General features: G+C 67.2%; 14 protein-coding genes and 1 pseudogene. 9 read left to right on the forward strand and 6 right to left on the reverse strand.

What is annotated here, in order from left to right; genetic code table 11:
• Positions 1–92: 92 nt before the first annotated feature.
• Positions 93–1,730: pseudogene (istA, locus tag HMPREF9058_RS11360) on the forward strand (IS21 family transposase).
• The gene (gene istB / locus HMPREF9058_RS11365; protein WP_009747804.1) at positions 1,727–2,542 is read left to right on the forward strand and encodes an IS21-like element helper ATPase IstB; all 816 of its coding nucleotides are present in this window, start codon (positions 1,727–1,729) and stop codon (positions 2,540–2,542) included. Before istA ends, istB begins: the two are co-directional and overlap by 4 nt.
• 25 nt (positions 2,543–2,567) lie before the next feature.
• Here the strand turns inward: istB and HMPREF9058_RS11370 are convergent, their stop codons facing one another.
• The 6 genes from HMPREF9058_RS11370 to HMPREF9058_RS11395 form a co-directional block, all read right to left on the reverse strand.
• Positions 2,568–5,045: a copper-translocating P-type ATPase gene (locus HMPREF9058_RS11370; RefSeq protein ID WP_009747740.1), complete on the reverse strand. Its 2,478-nt coding sequence runs from the start codon at positions 5,043–5,045 to the stop codon at positions 2,568–2,570.
• A gap of 45 nt (positions 5,046–5,090) precedes the next feature.
• Positions 5,091–5,405: a hypothetical protein gene (locus HMPREF9058_RS11375; RefSeq protein WP_009747823.1), complete on the reverse strand. Its 315-nt coding sequence runs from the start codon at positions 5,403–5,405 to the stop codon at positions 5,091–5,093.
• 187 nt (positions 5,406–5,592) lie between these two features.
• Entirely contained in the window at positions 5,593–7,077 is a 1,485-nt protein-coding gene (locus HMPREF9058_RS11380) for a multicopper oxidase family protein (RefSeq protein ID WP_009747870.1), read from the reverse strand.
• 57 nt (positions 7,078–7,134) lie between these two features.
• A complete protein-coding gene (locus tag HMPREF9058_RS11385; protein WP_043538224.1) occupies positions 7,135–8,190 on the reverse strand; it encodes a cell wall metabolism sensor histidine kinase WalK in 1,056 nt (351 codons plus the stop codon).
• Between the two features lie 50 nt (positions 8,191–8,240).
• A complete protein-coding gene (locus HMPREF9058_RS11390) occupies positions 8,241–8,957 on the reverse strand; it encodes a response regulator transcription factor (RefSeq protein WP_009407165.1) in 717 nt (238 codons plus the stop codon).
• Positions 8,958–8,988: 31 nt separating this feature from the next.
• A complete protein-coding gene (locus HMPREF9058_RS11395) occupies positions 8,989–9,708 on the reverse strand; it encodes a DUF6803 family protein (RefSeq protein WP_009407066.1) in 720 nt (239 codons plus the stop codon).
• A 148-nt stretch (positions 9,709–9,856) separates the two neighbouring features.
• On the opposite strand from HMPREF9058_RS11395, the gene HMPREF9058_RS11400 reads away from it, so the two are divergent.
• The 7 genes from HMPREF9058_RS11400 to HMPREF9058_RS11430 all read left to right on the forward strand — a co-directional run bounded on the left by HMPREF9058_RS11400 (position 9,857) and on the right by HMPREF9058_RS11430 (position 21,016).
• A complete protein-coding gene (locus HMPREF9058_RS11400; protein ID WP_254654140.1) occupies positions 9,857–11,101 on the forward strand; it encodes a hypothetical protein in 1,245 nt (414 codons plus the stop codon).
• Between the two features lie 19 nt (positions 11,102–11,120).
• Positions 11,121–13,187, forward strand: coding sequence for a hypothetical protein (locus HMPREF9058_RS11405; protein WP_009407202.1), 2,067 nt, complete (start codon positions 11,121–11,123; stop codon positions 13,185–13,187).
• Positions 13,184–14,134 (forward strand): hypothetical protein, encoded by a 951-nt coding sequence (locus HMPREF9058_RS11410; protein ID WP_009407054.1) that lies wholly within the window; start codon positions 13,184–13,186, stop codon positions 14,132–14,134. The genes HMPREF9058_RS11405 and HMPREF9058_RS11410 overlap by 4 nt, the downstream gene beginning before the upstream one ends.
• 100 nt (positions 14,135–14,234) lie before the next feature.
• Entirely contained in the window at positions 14,235–16,364 is a 2,130-nt protein-coding gene (locus tag HMPREF9058_RS11415; RefSeq protein WP_254654141.1) for an MFS transporter, read from the forward strand.
• A 26-nt stretch (positions 16,365–16,390) separates the two neighbouring features.
• Entirely contained in the window at positions 16,391–17,578 is a 1,188-nt protein-coding gene (locus HMPREF9058_RS11420; RefSeq protein ID WP_254654142.1) for a hypothetical protein, read from the forward strand.
• A gap of 24 nt (positions 17,579–17,602) precedes the next feature.
• A complete protein-coding gene (locus HMPREF9058_RS11425) occupies positions 17,603–19,807 on the forward strand; it encodes a hypothetical protein (RefSeq protein WP_009407155.1) in 2,205 nt (734 codons plus the stop codon).
• A gap of 276 nt (positions 19,808–20,083) precedes the next feature.
• A complete protein-coding gene (locus HMPREF9058_RS11430; RefSeq protein WP_254654143.1) occupies positions 20,084–21,016 on the forward strand; it encodes a hypothetical protein in 933 nt (310 codons plus the stop codon).
• Positions 21,017–21,135: the final 119 nt, after the last annotated feature.

Below are 21,135 nucleotides of genomic sequence, written 5' to 3' on the forward strand. Positions count from 1 at the left end.
GCCCCACCCCTTCACGCTGGTCCCCATCACTGGGAACCAGTCGCGAGGGCAAGGGAGCCAAGATGGGATCACGAGTGCAGCTGTAGGCCGACATCCGCCACGACGCGCGAGTCGATGGCCTGTCCATCCGCGAGCTCGCCCGCAAACACGGAGTCCACCGCCGCACCGTCCGCCAGGCACTCGCCGCAGCCGAACCCCCACCCCGCAAGAAACCGGTCCGCACAGCACCGCGCCTGGACCCGTACAAGCCGGCGATCGACGAGATGCTCACCTATGACCTGACCGCGCCGCGCAAGCAGCGCCATACCGCGACCAGGATCCTGGCCCGGCTGCGCGACGAGCACGGCGCCACCGACCTGTCCTACTCCACGGTGCGGGACTACGTCCGGGTCAGGCGCGCGCAGATCGATCTGGAGGCCGGGCGCCGGGTGGAGGCGATGGTGCCGCAGGACCACGCCCCCGGCGCGGAGGCCGAGGTCGACTTCGGCGAGGTCTACGTCATCCTGGACGGTGTCAAGACCAAGTGCCACATGTTCGTCTACCGCCTGTCCCACTCCGGCAAGGCCATCCACCGCGTCTACCCGACCGGCGGACAGGAGGCCTTCCTCGAAGGACACATCGAGGCCTTCCACGCCCTGGGCGGCATCCCCACCCGCCACATCCGCTACGACAACCTCACCTCCGCCGTCATCCAGGTCATCCACGGCGGCGACCGGCTACGCGACGAGAACGAACGCTGAGTGCTGTTCCGCTCCCACTACGGCTTCGACGCGTTCTACTGCCAGCCCGGCATCGACGGCGCCCACGAGAAAGGCGGCGTCGAGGGCGAGGTCGGATGGTTCCGCCGCAACCACCTCACCCCCATGCCCGAAGTCGCGACCCTGGACGAACTCAACGACAAGATCCGCGCCTGGGAGCACGACGACAACACCCGCCGCATCACCGGCCACGCCAACACGATCGGGCAGGACCACCACGCCGAGCTGCCCCACCTGGCACCGTTGCCGGCCGACGACTTCGACCCCGGCCTGATCCTCCACCCCCGCGTCGACCGCTCCGCCCTGATCACCGTCCGCATGGTCAAGTACTCCGTCCCCGCGCACCTCATCGGCCAACGCGTCCGCGTGTCCCTGCGGGCCTCGTGCGTGGTCGTGTTCGAGGGCCGCACCGTCCTCGCCACCCACCCTCGCCTCGGCACCCGTGGCGTGACCCGGGTCGAGCTGGACCACTACCTCGAAGTGCTGCGGCACAAGCCCGGCGCGTTCCCCGGCTCCACCGCCCTCGCGCAGGCCCGCGCCGCCGGAGCATTCACCGCGGCCCACGACGCGTTCTGGGCCGCGGCCCGCAAGACCAGCGGCGACGTGGCCGGGACCCAAGCGTTGATCGACGTGCTCCTGCTCCACCGATCCCTCCCGTCCGACGCGGTGATCGCCGGCATCACCTCGGCCCTGTCGGTGGGCGCGATCAGCCCCGACGTCGTCGCCGTCGAAGCCCGCCGCCATGCCACCACCCACACACCCGCCCCAGCCAGCCAGACCAGGGGCGGGACGGTCGTGAACCTGCCACCCCGACGCCCCACCAACCCGCACCAGGTCATCGCGCACCTGCCCGAAGACACCCGGCCCCTGCCCACCGTCACCGCCTACGACGAACTCCTGTGCCGACGCCAACCCGATCCCGCCCCGGCCCCCGCCGAGACTCACCACCACACCCCGACAGGAACCCCATGACCACCACCAGCACCAGCCGTCCCGAGAGCCTTCGCCGTCGTCAGGGCCTCACCGAGCAAGCCGCGCAGGCCGCGATCGACCAAGCCTGCCGCCGGCTTCGGCTGCCCACGATCCGCACCGTCGTCGACGACGCCGTGACGGCCGCCACCAAGGAACAACTCACCTACCAGGGCTTCCTCGCCGAACTCCTCCTGGCCGAGGTCGACGACCGCGACCGCCGCTCCACCCTGCGTCGCATCAAGAGCGCCGGCTTCCCCCGCGAGAAATGGCTCGCCGACTTCGACTTCACCGCGAACCCCAACATCAACCCGGCCACCATCAACGAGCTCGCCACCGGCGACTGGATCCGCCGCGGCGACCCGCTGTGCCTGATCGGGGGCTCCGGCACCGGCAAGTCCCACCTGCTCATCGCGCTCGGCACCGCCGCCGCCGAGCAGGGCTACCGCGTCCGATACACCCTCGCCACCCGGCTCGTGAACGAGCTCGTCGAAGCCGCCGACGAGAAACAACTCACCAAGACCATCAACCGCTACGGCCGCGTCGACCTCCTCGTGATTGACGAGCTCGGCTACCTGGAACTCGACCGGCGAGGCGCCGAATTGCTGTTCCAGGTCCTCACCGAACGAGAGGAGAAGAACGCCATCGCGATCGCCTCCAACCAGTCCTTCTCCGCCTGGACCGACACCTTCACCGACCCCCGCCTGTGCGCAGCAATCGTCGACCGCCTCACCTACAACGCCACCATCATCGAAACCGGCACAAACTCCTACCGCCTCGCCCACACCCGAGCCCGGGCATCTGTGATGGGGTGAACAACGACCGGCTGGGCTCTTGGGGTCAGCGGTGACGGCGCAACCGCAGCGAGTTGGTGATCACGCTGACCGAGCTGAGGGCCATGGCGGCGGCCGCGATGACGGGCGACAGCAGCCAGCCAAAGGCCGGGTAGAGGGCGCCGGCGGCCAGCGGGATACCGAACACGTTGTACACGAACGCGAAGACCAGGTTCTGGCGGATGTTGCGCATCGTGTCGACCGACAGGTCGCGGGCCTTGACCAGGGCGGCCAGGTCACCGCCGAGCAGGGTCACGTCGGCGCTCTCGATGGCCACGTCGGTGCCGGTGCCCATGGCCACACCCACGTCGGCCACGGCGAGGGCGGGGGCGTCGTTGACGCCGTCGCCGGCCATAACGACCGTGTGGCCCTGGGCCTGCAGGGCCTGCACGTGGCCGTGCTTCTGGTCGGGCAGGACGTCGGCGACGACCTGGTCGATGCGCAGCTCGTTGGCGATGGCCCGGGCGGTGGTGGCATTGTCGCCGGTGAGCATGACGACCTTCATCCCGCGCCGACGCAGGTCCTCGATCGCGCCGGCGGTGGTCGCCTTGAGCGGGTCGGCGATGGCCAGCACACTGGCGGGCCTGCCGTCGACGGCCACGACGATCGCGGTCGCGCCACGGCGACGGTAGGCCTCCACCACGGCGTCCAGGGCATGGGTGTCGACGTGCTGGCTGCCCAGGAAGGCGGGGCTGCCGACGAGCACGTGCTGACCGTCGACGGTGGCGCTGACACCGCCACCCGGGTGGGCGGCGAAATCGCTGGCCGCCGGCACCGTGCGTCCCGTCTGGCGGGCAGCATCGACCACCGCCCTGGCGAGGGGGTGTTCGGAGCCGGCCTCCACAGCCGCGGCGAGCAGCAGTGTCCGGGCATCCTCGTGGCCGTCGACGCCCTGCTGGTCGACCAGGCTGGGGCGGCCCTGGGTGAGGGTACCGGTCTTGTCGACGACGACGGTGTCGACCTTCTGCAGTCGTTCGAGGGCCTCGGCGTTCTTGACCAGCACGCCCTCGCTGGCGCCGCGCCCGACCCCGACCATGATCGACATTGGCGTGGCCAGACCCAGCGCACACGGGCAGGCGATGATCAGCACGCTGACGGCGGCCACGATCGCGAACGGCAGCCGCGGCTGCGGCCCGATCGCCAGCCACAACCCGAAGGTGGCCAGGGCGACGGCGATCACGACCGGCACGAACACCGCCGAGATCTTGTCGACCAGTCCCTGGATCGGAGCACGGGACCGCTGCGCCTGGGAGACCAGGTCGACGATCCGGGCCAGGGTCGAGTCGGCGCCCAGGCCAGTGGCTTCCACCACCAGGCTGCCGCCCTGGATGATCGTGCCGCCGATGACCCGGTCACCGGGGCTCTTGTCGACCGGAACCGGCTCGCCGGTGATCATCGACTCGTCCACATACGCGTGACCATCGACCACGGTGCCGTCGGCCGGCACCTTCTCGCCCGGCCGCACCCGGCACCGATCGCCCAGCTGCAGCTCGGCGGCCGGCACGTCGGTCTCGGTGCCGTCGGCCCCGATGCGGTGCGCGGTGGCCGGTGACAGGTCGAGCAGGGTGCGGATCGCACCGGAGGTCTGGTCGCGGGCCCGCAGCTCGAGGACCTGGCCGAGCAGCACCAGGGTGATGATGACTGCCGCGGCCTCGAAGTAGGTGCCGACCCGGCCGTCCATCGCCCGCATCCCGGACGGGAACAACCCCGGCGCCAGCACCGCGACCACGCTGTACAGCCACGCGGCACCGACACCCAACGACACCAGGGTGAACATGTTCAGGTGACGGCTGACCACCGACTTCGCGCCGCGCACGAAGAACGGCCACCCAGCCCACCACACCACCGGCGTCGACAGGGCCAGCTCGAGCCACGGCGCGACGCTGCCGGGCAGCGCACGCCCCAGCACCATGGGAACCATCACCATCGCCACCAGCGGCACGCTCAGCACCGCCGCCACCCAGAACCGGCGACGCATGTCGACGAGCTCCTGGTTCGGGCCGTCGTCGAGCCCGGCCGAGACCCGCTCCAGCGCCATGCCACAGATCGGGCAGTCACCGGGGCCGTCGCTGCGGACCTCGGGGTGCATCGGGCAGGTCCAGTCCCCTGCAGCAACCGCACCGGCCACCACCGCCGGCTCGCCGGTGGGGTGCTGGTGGTCGTGGTGCTGTGCGGCCGCCGCGTCCCCACCGTCGGCGGGTTGCAGGAACATCCCGCACTTGGGGCAGCGTCCCGGGTGGTCGCTGGTCACCTCGGGGTGCATCGGGCAGAGCCACGTGCCCTTGTCGTGGGTGTCGTGCTGCTGGGCATGTCCGTTCTGGCGGCCGTGTCCGTGCTGATGGGTGGCGGGTGCAGCGTCGGCATCGACGAGGAACATGCCGCACTCGGGGCAGCGGCCGGGCTGGTCGCTGGTCACCTCGGGGTGCATCGGGCACGTGTAGCGGGTGGTGTGGTCGTGGGTGGCGGTGGCTGCCGGGTGGTTCATGGGTTGCTCCTCGAGACGGTGCTGCCGGTGGATGGCGGGCGGTGGTCAGTGCTGGGATCCGTGGTCCATCATGCGCATCATCAGCCACATCATGAGCATGCAGCTGATGGCGGGCACGAGGGCGGCCAGGACACCGCCGGCGGCGAGGCTGGCACGTCCGGCCCACAGGTAGCCGGCGACCACGAGCAGCATCGGTGCGCACATCAGCAGGTGCATCCAGTGGTGGGACTTGCCGTGCTGGTGGGAGTTGCCGTGCTGGTGGGTGGTGCTGGTGGGGTCCTGGTCGGTCATTGGGCCGGTCAGGGGCTGGCGGGGGGCCTCGCCGAAGGAGCTGGGGGCCTGGTCGGGGCTCGTGTACATGGCGTGTCCTTGTCTGCTCGGGGAAGGGGTTTTTCTTCCACTTCCACGGTGACGGGGCGAGGTCAATGAGCTCGCGAGGTTTGGTGAAGGTCTGGTCAAGCTCTGCAGACGGCGATGGTGAGGCTGCCGCAAGGGGGCAGCCGCGCCATCAGGGCAGGCGTGGGTGGCCGACATCGGCCGGGAGATGTCAGTAGCGCAGGGTCGTCATCATGCCGAGTTCGGCGTGGTAGATGTTGTGGCAGTGCAGCATCCAGGTGCCGGGGTTGTCGGCCTGCAGGTCGGCCTCGACGGTCTCCATGGGGCGGATCAGGACGGTGTCCTTGCGCAGCCCGTCGCTGCCGGGCAGGGCCCAAGTGTGGCCGTGGATGTGCATGGGGTGGGCCATCATCGTCATGTTCGTCATCCGCAGCCGCACGCGCTGGCCGCGGCTGAGCGCCAGTGGGGTGTCCTCGCCGAAGCGTTTGCCGTTGAGGCCCCACGCGTAGGGCTTCATCTGGCCGTTGAGTGCCAAGTCGAGGGTGGTGTCGGGCTTGCGGTCGGGCAGTCGGGCGCTGTCGGCGGGCTTGAGCTGGGTGGTCAGCAGGGCCTTGCCGTCGAGTTCTGCGATGCGGGTGTCCGGGGCCGGGACGTTGCCGGAGCCGGTGCGCACGATGGCGCGGGCCGGGGTGCCCTTCTTGCCCTCGGGCGCGGCCTGCAGCACGAACACGCCGTCGCCGAGGGTGATGGTCGCATCCAGTCGTTCTCCCATCGCGAGGTAGACGGCGCTGGCCTGGGTGGGGGTCACAGGGAACCCGTCGGTGTGGGTGACGGTGAGTCGATGGCCCTGCAGGGCGAGCTTGAAGATGGTGTCGGAGGAGGCGTTGACGACGCGCAGTCGTACCTTCTGCCCGGGCTTGGCGGTCAGGGTGCGGGGCGCGGCGGGGACGCGGCCGTTGACGAGGTAGTGGGGGTAGGTGACGTCCCCGGCGTCACCCAAGGGTGACATGCCGTGGTCCATGCCGCCCATGTCGTGGTTCATGCCGCTGGACACGGTGCCGTTCTGGGCCTTGAACGCGGCGAGGATGTCATCGGGTGAGGTGCCCACGCCATCGGCCCAGTCGTCGAGGGTGATGATCCACTCGTGGTCGTAGCGGCCGGGTTCAGCGGGGTCGTCGATGACCAGCGGCCGGTACAGGCCGCGGTCGATCTGCACCCCGGTGTGGGGGTGGAAGAAGTAGGTGCCGGGGTCGGGGGCGACGAACTGGTAGGTGAAGCTGCTGCCGGCCTCGATGGGTTGCTGGGTGACGCCGGGCACGCCGTCGCTTGGCTGCCGCAGCGCGATGCCGTGCCAGTGGACGGAGGTGCTGGTGGGAAGCTTGTTCTCGACGCGGACCTGCAGCAGGTCTCCGGCGCGGGCCCGCAGGACGGGGGCGTCGAGGGTCTCGTCGTAGGCCCAAGTCCTGGCCGTGACGCCGCCCAGATCGAGGGTGACCGGCCGGGGCGTGAGGACGTGGTTGACGGTCTTCGTGCCGGGGGCTGCGACCAGCGGGGTCTGGCTGGGGATCGTCAATGGGGAGTTCGGCGCGGCGGGTGCTGCGGCCGGGGTGCTCTTGGCGCCGCAGGCGCTCAAGGCCCCTGCCGAGGCCAGGCCGAGACCGGTGAACAGCACGTGGCGGCGGGAAAGTGTGTTCATGTCCTTGAGCCTGTCGGGCCCGGATGAAGCCCCCGGCAGGGGTTGGTCAAGATCTGGTCAAGAAGTCACGGTGGGCAGGGTCAGCGCGAAGGTTGCGCCGTGGCCGGGGCCGTCGCTGTGGGCCGTCAGGTCACCGCCGTGGGCGCGGGCAATGGCCCTGGAGATCGCCAGGCCGACACCGGTTCCACCGTCGACGTCGCGAGTGCGGGTGTCCTCGACGCGGTAGAAGCGTTCGAAGACGTGGGTAAGGGCCTCGGTGGGGATGCCGACGCCGTTGTCGGTGACGCGGACCACGGCCCGGTCGTGCTCGTGTCTCATCGCGACCTCGACCCGGTTGCCGCCCACCGTGTGTTGCAGGGCGTTGCGCAGCAGGTTGTCCAGGACTTGCCCGATGCGAGCGGCATCCACGTCGACGCGCAGGCCGGGAACGGTCTGGGCGTGCAGCGTCACCCCGGCGGCGTCGTAGGCGTGCCGGGCTGCGGCGACGCTGGCCGTCACGATCTGGTCGAGGTCCTGGTGGCTCAGCGACAGTGGGATGCGGCCTTCCTCGGCGCGGGAGACCTCAGAGATGTCGGCGGCCAGGGCGGCCAGCCGCTGGTTCTGCCGAAGCAGGATCTCGACGTTTGCGGGGGTGAAGTCGACCACACCGTCCTGCAGTCCTTCGAGGGTGACCTGGGTGGCGGCCAGCGGGGTGCGCAGCTCATGGCCCAGGTCGGTGAGCATGCGTCGTCGGGTCTGCTCCGTGGAGGCGATTTGGCTGGCCATGTGGTTAAAGGCGTCAGCGACCTGGGCCAGCTCGGGGCTGGCCGAGGTCATCATGACGGGTTGGTCGTAGTGTCCGGCGGCGACATGTTGGGCGCCGTCCACGAGGGCTTCGACCCCGCGCGACAGGTTCCGGTTGAGGACGGTGGCGACCCCGAGGGCGGCGAGCATCGCGGTGCCCAGACCCACGGCCAGTGACACCAGGCCCGCGTCGTGGAAGGCCTGCTGAGCGTGCTCGACGACATCGGGCTGGGCGTGGCCGGCTTCGAGCATGTGCATCCGGAACCATGCCGGGCCGACCAGCAGTGCCGTCAGCACCATGGTGGCGGCCATCGCCGCCACCACGGCCATCTGGGTCCACAGCAGTCGGCGTCCCCAACTGCCGCGCGGATTGCGCGGCATCACTGCCCTTGGCCCATCCGGTAGCCGACGCCGCGCACCGTCTGCACGAACCGGGGCTGGGAGGGGTCGTCACCGAGCTTCTTGCGCAGGTGCGCGATGTGCACGTCGACCAGGTGGTCGTCGCCGACCCAGTCCTCGCCCCACACGGCGTCGGTGAGCTGGCGGCGGTTCAGCACCCAGCCGGGGTGTTCCGCCAGGGCCTGCAACAGGTCGAACTCGGTACGGGTCAGCTCCACCGGTGACGCGTCGAGCTCCACCCGACGCGACGACGGGTCCAGGGTGAGGGCGCCGATGCGGTGCACCACCGCGGCCGTGGCGCCCGTACTTCCGGCGCGGGGGCGTCTCAGCAGCACCTGGATGCGAGCCACCAGCTCACGCGGGCTGAACGGTTTGGTCATGTAGTCGTCCGCGCCGACCGACAACCCGATCAGCTTGTCGACCTCGTCGGCGCGGGCCGTGAGCATCAACACGTAGCAGTCGCTGAAGGTGCGCAGCTGGCGGCACACCTCCACCCCGTCCATGCCCGGCAGGCCCAGGTCCAGCACCACCACGTCGGGGGCCGTGGCCCGGACAAGGTCAAGCGCGGCCAGCCCGTCCCCGCAGGTCTGGGCCGACATGCCGGCCCGCTCGAGGTAGTTCTTCACCGTGCCCGACAGCACCCGCTCGTCGTCGACGACCAGGACACTCGGTACAACCGCAACAGAAGCGCTGTTCATGACACCACCTCACCACGGACCCGGCCGGGGATCAATTCGACGGGGCGGAGCTGGGCATCATCGTCGAGTGGTCCATGTCCGTCATGCCACCCATGTCGTGGTTCATGCCGGACATGCCGCCCATGTCGTGCTGCACCGAGGCCGGCGCCTTCGGCGAATAGCCCATGACGGCAGGGTCGAGCATGCCGAAGATCATCGCGACGTGGGCCACCACCAGGAACACCGCCACCATCGCCACGTGCAGGCGCAGGCGCCCGGTCTCGTCGCGGCCCAAGAGCTCGGCCTCCAGCAGGCTGATCACCAGCATCGGCACGCCACCGGCCAGGTACGACAGGACAGCGATCACGTCCGCGGGGCCACGCCAGCCACCATTGACCGTCAGCGGAACCACGGCAGTGATAAGCAGGTGCAGGCCGATGAACACCCACACCGGCCCGGCCAGCAACCCGGCCCAGTGGCCCACCTTCGTCACCCATCCCGGCGCCGGACGCTCACCCCGACGAGCCAACAGCATCACCAACTCGGTGATCGCGAGCGTCTCGGCCAGCACGACCGGAAGCGCCATGAACAACAGCAGGTTCCACGGCTGACGCACGGCCAACAGCCCCATGTAGTGGGTCATCGGCATGCCCTCCATCCCCGACCCGGAGGTCAGGTCAGGGGCGGCCAGGGCCAGGGCGGCAGCTGCGATGGTGCCGACACCCAGGGCAACCAGCGGCACGGTACGGGAAGAGTTCTCGTTCGAGGTCATAGCCACAAGCCTCGAAGCCCCACACCAAGGTCGGGGCAAGGGAATGTGAAGATTCGGTCAAGCCGGTCTCCGGGTAGACATGGGGCCAGAACAGACCATCACCATGGGGCCAATCGAAGTTGACAGAGCCACTGGTAGGAGCATCGTCATGAGCCAGCAAGCCGCCCGGTACCCCCATCGCACGTCCGCGGCGCCTGGGCACCGTCGACGTCGATCCCCCCGGCTGCTCCTTGCCGCAGCACTGCTGTCCCTCCCGTTGAGCGCCTGCGCCGGTCAGCTGACCTCAGCCCCGGACCAGGCCACACAGGAGGTCACCGTCAAGGCCACTGCGCTCAGCGCCGAGCAGGTCACGAGCATAGAGGCCGACGCCACCACGGGCCCGGACATCGAGTTCCCAACGCTTCCCGCTCACAACAGCACCATCACGGTGCTCATCAACTGGGAGAAGAAATATCGCACGCCCGTGGGAACCACCCTCGTCAGCCGGAACCGATCAGACGGCGCCCTGAAGTGGGCGGTGACGATCACGCCGCCGGGTGCCTCGCTCAATGCGCTGGAGGTTACAGAGGCCCCGCAGCAGAACGTCTCATACCTGCTGCGGTCCCGTACCAGCGGAGAGATCGTCGTCAGCCCCGACGGGCGCCGCATCTCCCTCATCCTTACCCCGCATCACGGGCAGCTCGAGGAGAGGCTCGCCGAGCAGGAGTCCTACGTCGTCGTCCTGGACGCCACCAGCGGCGCCGTGGTGCGCACGGAGGAGCTCAACGGAGTGATCCTGGGGCAGGGTCTGACGAACGGCTCTCTGGCCGTGGAGACCGCCAACGACTACTTCCCCGGAGGTACGGGGGAAGGCCAGGTCCATGTCTTCGGGCTGGACGACCCGTCCTCCCCACCCACGTCTTTCGCCACCGATCAGTGGCTCGCGGGGGCCGGAGCCGACTCGCTGCTGCTGTCACCGCAGCCGCCTTACCCGACAAGCGACTCCGGCGCATCGACGGTCACCCAGGTGGATACCTCCGGGAAGGTCCGCGCAACCATCAAGGGTGTTGAGGCCGTGCACCCAGGCGGCTGGGTGACGCAGGTCAGTGACCCGGCAGCCGTCAATGCTTCAGCCAACCACGCGGCGACGGGCAAGAAGGAGAAACCGGCCTCTCTCAACGCCGCCCTGCAGGGCCTGACGCGTAAGGTCGTCAATGTCTCCACGGGAAGCAGCGTGGACGTCACCGGAACGATCATCCAAGACCGGGGAGTCCCCACCGGACCCGGGCTGGTGGTCAGCCGGACGAGCACTGACGCGAGCGGGGAGACGACCTCCACCCCGGTCTTCTGGCTCAGCGCCGACGACGACGGCCACCCCCACACCGAGAACCTCGAGCAGTTCACCAGCAAGTAGCGGCACGGAAGACAGCACGATGACCGATCAGCACAGTGACCAGTCCCAGGACAACGAGTCCCCTGCACCCACCGGCTCGGCCGAGTCCGCGGAGTCTGCGGAGTCCGTAGAGGCCGCAGAGACCGCAGAGGCCGCTGACTCCGTTGGCGCCTCAGACGGCTCGGTGCCCGATCCTCCGCGACGCATCCTCACGATGCTGCGGGCTCTGCGGGCCCTGCGCCTCGGCTGGCTCCTAGCGGTCGGGGCGATGGTCGTGCTGTTCCTCGTCTACCAGAGCGGGATGGGGGATCCCGGTGACGCGATGAAGTCGGTCGGAGGCTTCGTTGGCGGCCTGGCCGTGCTCATATGGATCGCCGGCTACTTCAAGTGGAGAGAGACCGCGCGTTCTGCCTTGAAGAGCTATCCCACTTCACCGCGAGCGCTCATCAGGAAGACCGTCCTCTTCCAACCGCTGTGCTTGCTGGTGTTCTCGGGCGGCTTCACCATCGTCCTTCTGCGCCTGTGGCACGCCCAGCTGCGCAGTACCTCGGTCAGTATCGACCAGCTGCTGAAGCTGGCGGTGGGGGCGCTGGGTCTGGGCCTGCTGGCGGCGACCGATCTCCTGGTTCGTGCCGCCCGGGCCACCTACTTCCCGCCGCCGCAGAAGCGGCACCTGAGGGCGCGGCTGGGAGGCCTGCGGAGGATTCGGCTGCCCCGGCCCTCGTGGCGCTCCGTCCTCGGCGCGGTCATTCTCATCGTCATTCCGCCGCTCGCCCTCGGGACAGCGGCCACGGTCCCGCACCTGATCGCGAGCCGGGTCACGCCGTCAACCGCTGCGAGCATCGACACCTCTGCGCTTCCGGCACTGCCCCGGTCCTTCGCCTCGACGGCGGCCTGGTCGCAGGACATCCACGGCATGATGGACGTGGTGGCCGGTGCTGCCGGGCCAGTCGTCCTGAGCAGCGACGGCGTCGTCGGCCTCAATCCCGCCGACGGCTCGACCCGGTGGACCTATCCGCGCAAGCACGCGCGCTTCATCCGCAGCCACCCGAGCCCGGACCGCCGTCACCTCGCGGTGACCCTCGATGCCACCGACGGCGAGCAGCCGGAGGGCATGAGCGTCGACCCCCTGGTGGTGGTCCTCGATACGGTGACCGGGCGCGTCACCTACGAGGGCTTCATGCAGGAAGGCGTCCTCCAGCTCACCGACTCCGTCCTGCTCAACGGCGCCACCGGCTACTCGCTCACCGACGGCTCCCGACTGTGGTCCATCGACGAGGAGGAGGTCTCCACCGGACCTGGCATCCGGCCCTACTGGGGCACGGCGGGTCATTCCACCTTCCTCCTCGGGGGCGTACCGCGCAGTCCCGAGGGAGAACCAGACTGGCGCGGACCGTATGCGACCTACACACTCATGTCGGACACCTCCCCCGCCACGCGCCGTGAGAGCGCCCCACTGGTCACCAACGGTTGGGGCAAGCCGGACATCAACAACGGGTGGGTGGCCGCCTTCACGCAGACTCCCACGCCGATCGATTTCCAGACCTCCCCCACGGGCTGGGCGGCGCAGGCCGTCAACCTTGACGCCATGGCCGGCGTCGCCGGTGCCGACACCACCACCTACGACCTGGGCCTGACCTCCGGAACCAACAGCGCAGCCTCGCGCGCCACGGGTACGCTGACGACGCTGCCTCGACGGGCAAAGGGCGACTCGGTACGCGATGCGCCGCAGTCCCCCAAGTACTTCGAGGGCAACACAGCCGTCGCCGCGATCTTCGACCCGCAGACCCGGACCGTCTCCCACTCGGCGCAGGAGGCGGGGATCCTGTCCTACGCCGGTCTCGCCCGCGCCGAGTCCGGTGGTGGCGGCGTCCTGAGCGTCAGCAGTGGGGAGCGCACCCCGACGACGGTGGACGTGCCCGCAGGCTCCACCTACTACCCGCCCGGGACTCGGCACGTGTGGACCATCGAGGATCCGTCGCCGTCGTCGAATCCGCTGCTCACCACCCTGAGCACGCCGGGCACGACCCTCGTCATCATGGCCACCGGCCCGGACAAGGGCTCCCACTCCTTCCGCACCTTCGGCATCTCAGGAGCCTCGTCATGACCAGCACACGCCCTCACCTCCGTCGCCGGCGCATCATCGGCTCAGCCCTGGCTGCGGCAGTCCTGTTCGCGGGGGCCATGAGCGCCTGCAGCCCGAGCCCCTCGCAGCTGCCGCAGGTGGAGTCCACCGCCCTGAGCGCCTCGCAGGTCAAGGAGCGCGTCTCGGAGACTCCCACCAGCACCGACTACTACTCCACACCCATCGGCGAGGACTTCCTCCACGTCTCCGCCCCAGAGCTGACGGAGAAGGAGAAGGCGCAACGCGGCAGACAGGACCGGTCGGGGGCGAACGGCTCCATCGTCGCCAGGTACCGCGGCGCAGACGGCTCGGTGCTGTGGGCGCGTGAGATCAAGCCGGCCGTCGTCAACTGGCTCGACGACGACGGCAGCTCTGCCCAGGACGTTGCCCACGACCTCCTCGCCTGGCGGCCGGCCGGCTACGCCGTCGTCAGCCCCGATGGCGACTATGTCTCGCTCGTCCTGCGTCCACCGCAGATGAGGCCCGTGCTTCATGACTCGGATGAGGACCGCAACCCGCTCGACGTCGCCGCTCAGCGCACCCACGTCCTCGTCCTCGACGCCGCCACCGGGAAGACGGTCCGCACCGTGGAGGTCTCGGGGCTCGTCCTGGGACAGGTGCTGACCAACGACGCCCTGGCCGTGGAGACCGCCCGGACCTACTACCCGGCCGGGGACGGGAAGGGGACGGTCACCGTCTACTCCCTGACCGACACGTCCGCCGCTCCAGCATCCTTCGCCACCGACCAGTGGCTCACCGGGATCGACGACGGCGCCCTGCTCCTGTCCCCTCAGTCGCCGGCCACCGGACGGCACGACGACATGTCGGTGACGCTCACCCGCGTCGATACCCGGGGGCGAAAGCTCGGCATCATTGAGGGCGTCACCGCACCCGACCTGAAGCATTGGGAGCGCCCGAAGCAACGCTAGTAGCCCGGCCCTCCGGAGTACTCCTTCCCTTGTCCGTTCAACCGGGCGAATACCGCGCAAACACCTGACATCGTCACGGATGGGTCACCACAATAGGCTCATGCCTCCCACGTCCGACGCCGCCGAGAACAGCACCGATCAGCCTGACACCGATCCCGGCACCCAGCCAGGCGCTGCCGACTCCAAAGACGAGCCCTCGACGGAGCCGGACACGGGTGAAACCGAGGGCAAGAGCGTGAGCGATCCCTTCCCGCCGCACGGCACCCTGACACTGCGTGCCCTGCGCTGGGGCGGACTCCTCGGCGCCGTCGTGCTCGCAGCAACCGCACTGATGCTGCGCCGAGAACTCAAGGATCCCAGCAGCCTCATCCCGAGCAAAGTCTCAGTGCTGACAAGTTGCATGATCGTTGGAGGGGTGCTGGTCTGGCCGTGCCTCACCTTACGGGGGAGGAAGGGCCCCATCCTGACGACGGTCATGATCACGGTCATGGCGGCCTTGGGCGCGACGATGTCAGCATCTCTGATAACGGCGTGGTGGAACACCTATCAAGAGACCGGGTTCTCCGTTCTGTTCCTCCTGGCCCTGGCAGGAGCGGCGCTCTCAACCACGCTCTTCCTCAACGTCGTCCCACTGCTGCACTACCTGCGCATGCGCTCCATCGCGGTCGGTAACAGCGATCCCGATGACCCGAGCCGCTGGGCTCCTCTCCAGCGCAAGACCGGAGAGAAAACCGACAAGGGATTCCCCCACTACGAGCGTATTCGGGTACCTCGCCGTACCCGCGCCTACCTCACGGTCCTGGTCATTGCCCCTGCGCTGACGCTCGGTTCCGCCATCACGGGAACGTGGGCGCTCATCAACCCGATCCACCATGTCATCGCCAAGGCCCCCGCCGATTCCTCACTGGCGCCGCCTACGTCACTGGCGCCGAAGGCCTCCTGGACCAAGGAGATCTCCTCCACCGAGCTGACCACCGCTGCGGGCGCCGGCGGCCCCATCCTCCTCACCGACGACGGCATCATGGCGCTCAACCACAAGGACGGCAGCGTCCTGTGGAGCTACAGCCGTAAGCAGGCCATATTCGCCACCTCCAGTTCCACCCCCGACGAACGTCGGCTCATCACCAGCCCTGCCGGCAAGTACGTGGCCACCCGAATCCTGCTACCCACATTCGTCGTGTCTCCTCAGGGAGGCCAAGCCACCATCACCCTGGTGTTCGACGCCCAGACCGGCAGGATCGTCTTCGAGCGTCAGGGTACCGGTGGCCCGCTTCAGCTCACCGACTCCGCAGTCCTCGATGACGACACCGCCTTCTCACTGACCGACGGGGCCAAGATGTGGACTCTCCCGGGGAGCTCCGGCGCGTCCTACTCCGGCCCGGCCGGACATGCCTCCTTCATCCTGAAGTGTTCCAAGGAGCATTCCGATGAGAAAGCAACTACCAGTGTGCACAGGCCGACAGTAACCACCACGGTCTTTCCTCAGAACGACCCCACCACCGAGGTCAAGGTTCCAAACATCCTGTCAGAGCTGCCGTCTGAACCGAATGCGTTCGACAACTCTTTCAGTTCTTTCATCAACGGATGGGCTGCACGCTACACCGGCGAGACCGATACGTCAGGGCACCCTGTGGCTGAGGTGATCAGTCTGGACGCACTGGCCAAGGTCGACGGTGCCGACACCACGTCCTTTCCCTTAGGGGCGACCTCGGGGACCAATACGGAGGCATCGTATCTCTCGGGCAGCATCGTCACCTATCCCGTCATCAGTCGGGATGCGAATCTCCCCTACCCCCCAAAGGACTCACGAGCAGCGACAGTCTTCGACCCAGTCACCCGTACGGTCACTCCCGTGTCCCAGGATCGGAGCCTCGCTGGAGCACGCACTGGGATCGTTGAGGTGACGGCCGACGACGGCTCCGCCTCCGCGGCACTCGTCATTCGGCCCGGTGACGGCTCACCCGGCACCACCATCCCCATCACACCCGGTTCCACATATCAGTCATCCCAGAAACTGACCGACACCAAGAACGCTCCAGCCCAGCCGCTCAGCCCCCGGGACGTCAGTTCCGCGAGTCGTGTCAAAGCGGTCAGGACTCCCGGTGCCGTCGTCGCCATTCTCAACGCAACCGATACGTTGTACACCAGCTGTGGTGTCGATTCAGATCACCAAGACCAGATCTGCCGCAGCACATATCGGATCTTCGGCGTCACTGGAGGACAGAAATGAGAGCCGCACATCCCCTGAGTCCCCGCATGTCCTCCATGCTCCGGCGACTGACAGCACTCGCCGCAACCGCGACGCTCGCGCTCACCATGGGTTCATGCAGCATTGGGAAGAGTAACGACGATCCAGTCATCTCATCCCTCACCGCACAGGAAGCAGATGCGTCCAAAACGCAGGATTCAAGCAGCCATATTGACAACGGACCATCGTCAACCGTCAGTGGCACCGTCACCATGAGCACATCATACGTAGCCGGAGGGATTGGCTCCACTACCAAAGAACTGACGACCATCGTAGTGAGCCGGGAACGTTCCACTGATAAGTTCCAGTGGGCGGTTTCGATCAAACCTGCAGTCGCCGACCAAGAGAGAACCAAGTACGCAGACAACGCCCAAAGTGCGATGAATAACGCCATGAGCCGTTCGTCGTCGGGGAGCGCCGTCGTCAGTCCTGACGGTCGGTACCTGTCGCTGATTCTCCTTCCCGCCGAGCAGCAGACGGGAGCAACAGCAGCCGATCTGCGCACGCATATCGTCGTCCTGGAGGCAAAGACCGGTAAGACGGTCAGAGACGCCACAGTCTCCGGGGTCGTCCTGGGGCAGGCGCTCACCAACAGCGCCCTCGCCGTCGAGACCGCCCAGAACTACTTCCCGGCCGGCTCCGGGAAGGGAACCCTCACCACGTTCTCCCTGACAGACGCGAGCGCTCAGCCCTCCTCCTTCCCCACCGATAAGTGGCTGGTGGGTGCCACCCGGGAGAACCTCGTGCTCGCACCCGACCTTCTCCCGGACGACTGCATTGGCGGCTGCTCGATGATGACCGTCTCCCTCGTCAACACCGACGGAACCACGGCCGGGAGCATCTCCGGAGTGACTGCCGTCCACCCCGGCGGATGGATCCACCGGTTCGCGAACCCCAAAGCAGCCAGCGATTTTCAGCAACGCTCGAAGGCAGCATCAGAGGACGAACAGAAGTCACTCAGTCCCTCCCGGGAGGCAGGTGAGCAACAACTCGTCAATCCCAGCATCAAGAAGACAATCGACATCACCGGAAAGAGAACCTACGAACGTGACGTGCCGACCGGCCCCGGAATGCTCGTCGAGCAGGAGGTCCCCAACGGGAACGGCTCAACGGACCTCAAGCCCGTCTTCTGGCTCAGCTCATCCGACGACGGCCACCCCCACACCGAGAACCTCGAGCAGTTCTCCGTCCACTGACATCACCACGATCCACACACCATCATGGAATCCACATCATCTCCGCCCACCTCGCCCTCACCTTCTGAGGCCGAGGAGACCGCCAGCACTGACACCGAGGCATCTCCGGCGCCCCTGGATCACGACGATGCCGCGCTCAGCGATCACCCACGCCTGCCGGCATGCATGCGCGCCCTGCTCACCGGCAGCATCATCGCCCTGATCGCGGCAGTCGCGCTGTTCTTCGTGTGGAACAGCGGCATCAAAGGCGTGGGTCGGGTAGCGATCGCCCAGTCATGGAAACGATGCGCACTGCTGCTGGTGCTGTGGCTCGTGGGCGCCTCCGTATGGCCCACGCCCTACTACCGTGCTGCCGGGAGGAGCAGGCTCCTGACCGGTGTCATCACAGCCCTCAAGCTCCTGCCCGTGGCCGGGGTTGCAGCATGCACCGTCTACGCCTGCCTTCCGGTCCTGCATCTGTGGAGGGAGACGTCCTCCACCTTCGGTGTCCGTCTCGGCGAGCTCCTGGCTTTCGCGATGGGCATCGCCGCGTTCGGGCTGATCGTGATGTCGCACATCGGACTCTGGGCGGCCCGTTCAGTCACCCTCCCCGCTGAGGAGCCGCACAGCGACGAGTTGTCCCCCGACGAGCTGGATCTCTGGTTCAGCCGCCCTCGGGGTGCCGGGTTACGGCAGAGGTGGCTCCGCGCCCTTCAAAGCCACCCCTTCCGCCGCTTCAGCACGGCTGCCATCGCAGTCCTGCCCGCAATCGGCCTTGTGGCCGGCTTCGGCGTCCCCTACTTCACGTTGAGAAGCACGCACGCCAATACCCCCACGATCACGCAGACCACGGCACCCGCTGTCGATTCCGCCCAGCTCCCCGCCTACCCCACATCCTTCGGAGCACGGAAGGCGTGGGTGAAGGATGTTGACGGCTTCCTCGACATCGCCGGCGGGGCCGCGGGCCCCATTCTCCTCACCAAAGACACGATCACCGGAATCAACCCCGCTGACGGCTCGGCGCGATGGCAGTATCGCCGTGCCGGCGCCGAGTTCCGCATCTGGCGACTCGAGACGGATCCCGTCGCGTCGGGTAAGCAGGGTCTTATCACCAGCCCGAACGGGCGATACGTGGCAGTGATCGCCACAGGTCCCACCACTTACACATCCATGAACTCAGAATGGCCAGAACTCGATGGCAAGTCTCCGGTCACGACCTTAGTGTTCGACGCCGTCACCGGGAAGATCGTTGTGGAGCACCCCCGCAAGGCCGGAGACTACGACGACACATTTCAGCTCAGCGATTCAGCTCTTCTTGACGGCACCGTCGCCTACTCCCTGAGCGACGGCTCACGGATGTGGGATCTCAAAGACCTCAAGCTGGATTATACTTTTTTACCCCCAGTAGCCAACGAGTATGCTGGCACAGCGGGCCACTCCAGTTTCATTCTCGGGTATGACGGCGGCCGTGACTCTCTGGGAGTCATCTCTCAGGCCGACCCCTCACACCCCAGGAGAGTCAAAGGAACTCTTCACGAGCAGGAACGGGGAGATGTTGTCACCGCCCGGGGGTGGATCGGCGTCTACGACGACCGAGCCCCGCAGGGCCATCTAGACGAGGAGGCGAAAGCTCGCCGCGCGCACGCGGTCAGTCTGGACGCCCTCAGTGAGGCACCTGAGGCAGACGCCCGCACTTTCGACCTGGGAACAACACTGGGGATCAACGTCCCAGCATCGCTCTCCACCAGCACGATCTCCGTCTTCCCGGCGACGACGCCGGACGGACAACCCACCAAGCTCAGTAACCTTGACGACTCTTCGATATGGAAGGGTTCGAGCAGTGTCGGCACGGTCTTCAATCCAGCCACCATGACGGTTGCGCCACTCAATCAGTCTCCACACTATGTTACGGCAGTAGGGATCACGGCAATGAGCCTCGAAAGCGGCAAACCCGCAACACAGAAACCCCAAGACGGCCACTATATCACAACCACAGGAGACGGCCGCATCACCATCAAAACGGGAGACGGGAATATCACCGCAGTCTCCGACGTCGAACCAGGTTCCATCTACTATTCTCCACGATCGAGCGAGTACAACTCCGCCATGGATAACATCGCCTCCTCCTGGAACTCCTCACGACACATCTCGGTACTGAGCACCCCAGGAGCCACTATCGCCATTCTCAACAATTCACCAGAATATCTTCGATCGTCACGAGCGTTTCGGCTCTACGGCATTCCAGGATGAGCACACATGCCCGCACAAGCATCTCATGTCATAAGCGACCTGGAGAGACGAGGTCCCGGAGTACGCCTCCTGACGCTGCCACTGGTGCTTTCACTCATGGTGACCGCCTGCCATTCCAACTCACGTGCATCTTCTTCGAGCACGGCGCCACCCATGTCACCAACGTCTCTCACAGTAGAACAGATGGAGGACTGCCAACACAAGGCAAGCGATTGGATGAGCAACCCTGAATCTCAGGATCCTTCCTATCTTCCCGCGCAGGGAGCGGACATCTGCGTGATCCAGTCATTCAACGCTGAGAACCAGGAATCAACACTCATCGCACGGTACGAGGCCTCTAACAAGGAGCCCAAGTGGGCGATGTCCCTGACGCCGAGAATTGCGGCCTACGGACGTGACGAGAACGACGCGGATGTTCAGTCGGCGCAGGAGCTGGCCGGAGACGTCCTCAGATCCCGCGCCGCAGGGTATGCAACCGTGAGCCCGAATGGGAAGTACCTCTCTCTGGTGCTGCGTCCACCGGAAGTTGCCGACGACAGCCCCCGCCCCGCTCGGCAGACACCTGCCGTCCCCGCCGAGCAGCGGACGACCGTTGTCGTTCTTGACGCAGTTTCCGGGAAGCCGGTTCGCACGGTGGAGGTCTCCGGGCTGGTCCTGGGGCAGGCCCTCACCAGCGACTCGCTCGCCGTCGAGACCGCTGACGCCTACTATCCCGCCGGCGCGGGCAAGGGCCGCATCAGCATCTTCTCGCTGACGGAACCGTCCGCACCTCCGACGTCCTTCACCACCGGCCTGTGGCTCGCAGGCTCCGGAAAGAGCTCGCTTCTGCTGTCCTCACAGCCTGCCCACTCCCACGACACCGCGACGACCTCCACGGTGACGCAGGTCGATCTTCACGGCAAGCACCTGGCCACCTTCACCAATTCCAGCGAGATCCTTCTCGGCGGGTGGGTCAGGCGGTGCACCTATCTTCCTGATGAGGACCGAATCCGCTGGGAGGTCGTCGACACCAACTCGGGAACGGTCTACAACGAGGACACCGATAGCGCCGTGGCGCGACGAGTCCCCACTGGTCCGGGGCTCCTCATCAGCCAGGTTGTCATCAACGACAAGGGATACCGGGAGGCAGGTACTCCACGCTTTTGGCTCAGCGCCGCCGACGACGGTCACCACCACACCGAGAACCTCGAGCAGTTCAAGAACAACTGAGGCGCGGGCCAGGACGCCTCAACCGGTGGCACTGGGATCGCCCAGAGCAGCACCCGAAGCCCATCCACCGGAGTGTTCCGCCTGGCCCGTTCAAACGAGTGATGGCCTCGCAAACGCCT

The organism is Actinomyces sp. oral taxon 175 str. F0384 (genome assembly GCF_000223355.1).
GTDB classification, from domain to species: domain Bacteria; phylum Actinomycetota; class Actinomycetes; order Actinomycetales; family Actinomycetaceae; genus Actinomyces; species Actinomyces oris.